This is a genomic window from Streptomyces beijiangensis, from assembly GCF_017315755.1.
GTDB classification, from domain to species: Bacteria; Actinomycetota; Actinomycetes; order Streptomycetales; family Streptomycetaceae; genus Streptomyces; species Streptomyces beijiangensis.
The window spans coordinates 1-4,062 of sequence record NZ_JAFLRJ010000570.1 but is presented as its reverse complement, the minus strand read 5'-3'; the positions used below and the strand labels follow the sequence as shown (position 1 = coordinate 4,062).

Below are 4,062 nucleotides of genomic sequence, written 5' to 3'. Positions count from 1 at the left end.
CAGGTGCCGGCGTCCGCGGCGTGGGCGCCAGTTGCGGCCAGCAGTGGAATCGCGATGGCGGAACCCGTCACTCCTGCCGCTACGACGAGGGCGGGGGCCTGACGAGGGCGGCGGTGCCGACCGTTCCCGGAGCGCATTCGTGGGCCTTCCGTGTGACGGATGAGTCGAACGGTGAACGTAGCCGGAATCGAACGTCGGTCACAAGTCGGTGCAGCGGAGATCACATGAAAGTCACAGTCTTGACGTTGTGTCAGCTTTGCTCGGGATCGAACTCCACGGGGAGCGTGCGCAGTCCGCGCATGATGAGCCCCCCACGCCACCGCAAATCGGCAGGATCTCCTGCAAGTCGCAGGTCGGGGAGGCGGGTCAGGAGGGTGGCCAGCGCGGTCTGTCCCTCCAGCCTGGCGAGCGGCGCACCCAGGCAGTAGTGGATGCCGTGGCCGTATCCGAGGTGTTGGTTGTCACTTCGGGAGAGGTCGAGAGTGTCGGCGCCGGTGAACCGCTCCGGGTCGCGGTCGGCCGCCGCGAGGACGACGAGGACGGGGTCGCCCTCGGCGATGTCCTGACCGCCCAGGGTCAGCGCTTCGGTGGCGAAGCGCCAGGTCGCGAGCTCGACCGGGCCGTCGTACCGCAGCAACTCCTCGACTCCGGTGGCGAGCAGGCCGGTCTCGCCCGCCGCGAGGGACTCCTGGAGGCGCGCGCGCTGGTCCGGGTTCTGGAGGAGGGTGTGGACGCCGTTGCCGATCAGATTGACCGTCGTCTCGAAGCCGGCGAAGAGAAGGATGAACGCCATCGCCGCTGCTTCGTTCTCGGTGAGGTGCTCACCGTCGTCCGAGGCGCGGATGAGGTGGGAGATCAGGTCGTCGCCGGGGTTCTCGCGCTTGCGGTGGATGAGTTCGGCGAGGTAGTTGCGCATCTTCTTGACGGAGCGTGCGACACCGCCGCGCGGGCCGCCGCCGTGCCGGATCATCATCCCGGCCCAGTCGCGGAAGTCGTCCTGGTCCTCGCGCGGGACGCCGAGCAGGTCGCAGATCGCATAGATGGGGAGCGGGAAGGCGAAGTCGTGGATCAGGTCCGCTTCGCCCTTGGCGGCGAACTTGTCGATGAGGTCGTCCGTCAGTTCCTGCACGCGCGGGGCGAACTCGGCGACCGTACGCGGGGTGAAGGCCTTGGAGACCAGGCGGCGCAGGCGGGTGTGGTCGGGCGGGTCGATGTTGAGGAGATGCGTCATCAGCTCGGCCTTGCGCTCGCCGGGGATGCCCGTCTTGCCCTTGGCGTGGGCCGGCTCGGCGTGGTTCGCGGGGTTCTTGGAGAGCCGCTGGTCGGCCAGGGCCTGGCGGGCGTCGGCGTACCGGGTGACGAGCCACGCCTCGACTCCGCTGGGCAGCGCGGTCTTGTGGACCGGGGAGTTCTCGCGCAGCCAGGCGTAGGCGGGGTACGGGTCGGTCGCGAACTCCCAGGTGAAGAGCTCGGGTTGGGGATCGGTCGCCAGGGGCTGGTTCGGCTGGGTCTGGTTCGGCTGGGGCTCGGTGCTCACGCCTGCACGCCCTCGGCGGTCAGGATCGCGTCACGGTAGGCGCGGGCCGCGGCCCGCAGCGCGGCCTCCGGGTCCGTGCCCTCCGCCTCGGCTGCGGCGGCCAGGGCGAGGAGCTGGTAGCCGACACCGGCGCCGGTGGGGAGGGGAACGTCGAGGTCTGCCGTACGTACGCGGGAAGTGAGCTTGGCAGCGAGGGCGAGGGCGGGCTGGCCCAGCGGGACGCCCTCGGTCACCGAGTCGCGCTGCTTCTCGATCGCCTTGGTGCGCAGCCAGTGGGCCTTGACGTCCTCGGGGGTCTCGGCGGTCGCGTCGCCGAAGACATGGGGGTGCCGGTGGATCAGCTTCTCGACGATGGTGGCGGCGACGTCGTCGATCGAGAAGGACTCGTCCCCCTCCTCGCCGGTGGCCTCCTGCGCGATGCGCGCGTGGAAGACGACCTGGAGGAGTACGTCACCGAGCTCCTCGCGGAGTTCCGCGCGGTCGCCCTCCTCGATGGCCTCGACGAGTTCGTACGCCTCCTCGATGCCGTACTTGGCGAGGCCCTTGTGGGTCTGCTGGGACGACCATGGGCACTCGCGGCGGATCTTGTCCATGACCTGGACGAGGTCGAGGAGGCGGGCGCCGGGGAGGTCGTACGAGCCGGGGAGGAGTTCGAGGTCGGGCATCTGGACCCGGCCGCTGCCCGCGAGACGGGCGAGGGAGTCGGTGAACCGCTGGTCGCCCTCGCCGGAGGGGATGACGACCAGGGTGCGGCCGCCGGCGCAGTCGTCCACCAGGTCCTGGGCGTCCGCCGCCGTGTGCTCGACCGTGATGCCCGCCTCGCGGAGGTAGGGCAGCTGGGGGTGCGCGTCGTCGGCGCAGAGCACGCGGTCGGCGGAGTGCAGGGTCTGCCAGGCCGGCCAGGAGAGGAGGCCCGGGGCGACGCGGTGGCTGGTGGTGAGCAGGACGATGCGGCCGGGGGCGGCGGATTCTTCAGGGGTCACCCGTCGACGTTACCCCCGGGGCGGGGAGCGGGGTCCGCGGCCTCGCCCCCTCCCCGGGGCTCCGCCCCGGACCCCGCTCCTCAATTGCCGGAGGGGTTTGATCTGCCCGGTGCCGGTCCGAACTGTGCGGGAGGGGGACTCTATTGCTCATGCGCCCGTCTGGGCGGCCGGTTTGGTCTCCTTGGTCACCTGGGTGATCCACGGGGCCTTGTAGTCGGCCAGCTGGATCTTCTGGTTGTCCCAGGTGCCGTAGCGCGGATTGACGTCGATGCTCAGCGACTTGGAGGCCTTGGCGAGAGCCGCCATGACCACCTTCTGGCCCTCCGGCGACGACGTGTCCGCGCCCAGCGCGCTCGCCACCTTGCTCAGGACCACCTGTTCGCGCAGTGAGTCGTCGATCTGCGAAGGGGCGATGCTGTTCTGCTGGAGCAGCGCCTCCTCCAGCTTCGCCTCGCTGCCCGCCTGCTGCAGCCATGCCTTGCGTGCGTCCTGGATCTCCTTGCGGCTGACCGTGACCCCGGCGTCGTCCGCCGCGCGGTCCAGCACCTGGTCGAAGATCATCGTGTGCAGTTTGGCGCGGCCCAGCTGGCCGGTGTTCTTGACGAGTTCCGCGGCGTTCGAGGTGCTGGACTGTGCTGTCCGTACGTCCTTGACCTGGGACTGCACCGAGGAGACGTCGATGCGCCGGCCGCCCACCACGGCAGCGGCTCCCGGATGGGCCTCGCTGCCGCAGGCGGCGAGGAATGGGGCCGCCATGAGAAGCGCGGCGGATACGGAGAGCGCAGTGCGACGGCGGCGGTGCAAAGGAGCCTCCCGGGGCGAGATTGTGCGGCGGTGCACAAAGTCTTGCGGTGATCGATGTTAGGCAGTTGGCGTGGTCTGGGCCACTGATTCGCCCAACGATTCGGAGGCTTGACGGTTGTCGGGGCGGAGCATGATCGTCCGCGAAACGACAAAAGTGATGGGAACGGCCACCGCCGCGGCGACCAGAGGGGCCCACGTATGGCTGAAGTGGGCCAGATCGACCAGCGCGTACACCCCGCACGTCGTGATCACGAAATTGGCCGCGTTGGTCAGCGGGAAGAGCAGGAATTTCCGCCAGGTCGGCCGGATGCGGTACGTGAAGTACGCGTTGAGGAAGAACGAGCCGACCATCGAGAGGCAGAAGGCCAGTACGTGCGCCGCGAGATACGGCAGCTGGGTCAGGAACGCCAGGTAGCAGACGTAATACGTGCCGGTGTTGACCGCGCCGACCATGGCGAAGCGGATCAGCTGCGATATCGGGGCAGTCATGGGCGCACGGGCTCCGCTTCGGGGATGTCATGCGGACGGAATTCCTACGGGTTACCGCGCCATCCTCCCCGACCGCGCCCGGGATCACCATTGCGGGTCCCCGGCCCAGATGGCCGGGCGGCGGCCATTGCGTGAACTGCGTTCCGCAGCCGCTCTTTTGTCCGCATCAGTCCGGCATATTCGGCTTCAGCGCCCCGCAGAAGGATCCCGATGCCCACTCCCCTGGCCACCCGCCGCTCCCTCCCCCGC

Annotated in this window: 4 protein-coding genes and 1 pseudogene; all 5 read right to left on the bottom strand. The window is 69.4% G+C overall.

Translation table 11 applies throughout. The features are described from left to right. A pseudogene (locus tag J0695_RS36880) lies at positions 1-137 on the bottom strand (peptigoglycan-binding protein LysM); the annotation flags it as partial. Positions 138-250: 113 nt separating this feature from the next. Next, a complete protein-coding gene (locus J0695_RS36875) occupies positions 251-1,537 on the bottom strand; it encodes a cytochrome P450 family protein (protein ID WP_372445890.1) in 1,287 nt (428 codons plus the stop codon). Further along, on the bottom strand, positions 1,534-2,520 hold the full coding sequence (locus J0695_RS36870) for a nucleoside triphosphate pyrophosphohydrolase (RefSeq protein ID WP_206969120.1): 987 nt from the start codon (positions 2,518-2,520) through the stop codon (positions 1,534-1,536). Before J0695_RS36870 ends, J0695_RS36875 begins: the two co-directional genes overlap by 4 nt. A gap of 147 nt (positions 2,521-2,667) precedes the next feature. Then, positions 2,668-3,324 (bottom strand): SurA N-terminal domain-containing protein, encoded by a 657-nt coding sequence (locus J0695_RS36865; RefSeq protein WP_206969119.1) that lies wholly within the window; start codon positions 3,322-3,324, stop codon positions 2,668-2,670. A 57-nt stretch (positions 3,325-3,381) separates the two neighbouring features. Then, positions 3,382-3,813: a GtrA family protein gene (locus tag J0695_RS36860; protein ID WP_206969118.1), complete on the bottom strand. Its 432-nt coding sequence runs from the start codon at positions 3,811-3,813 to the stop codon at positions 3,382-3,384. Positions 3,814-4,062: the final 249 nt, after the last annotated feature.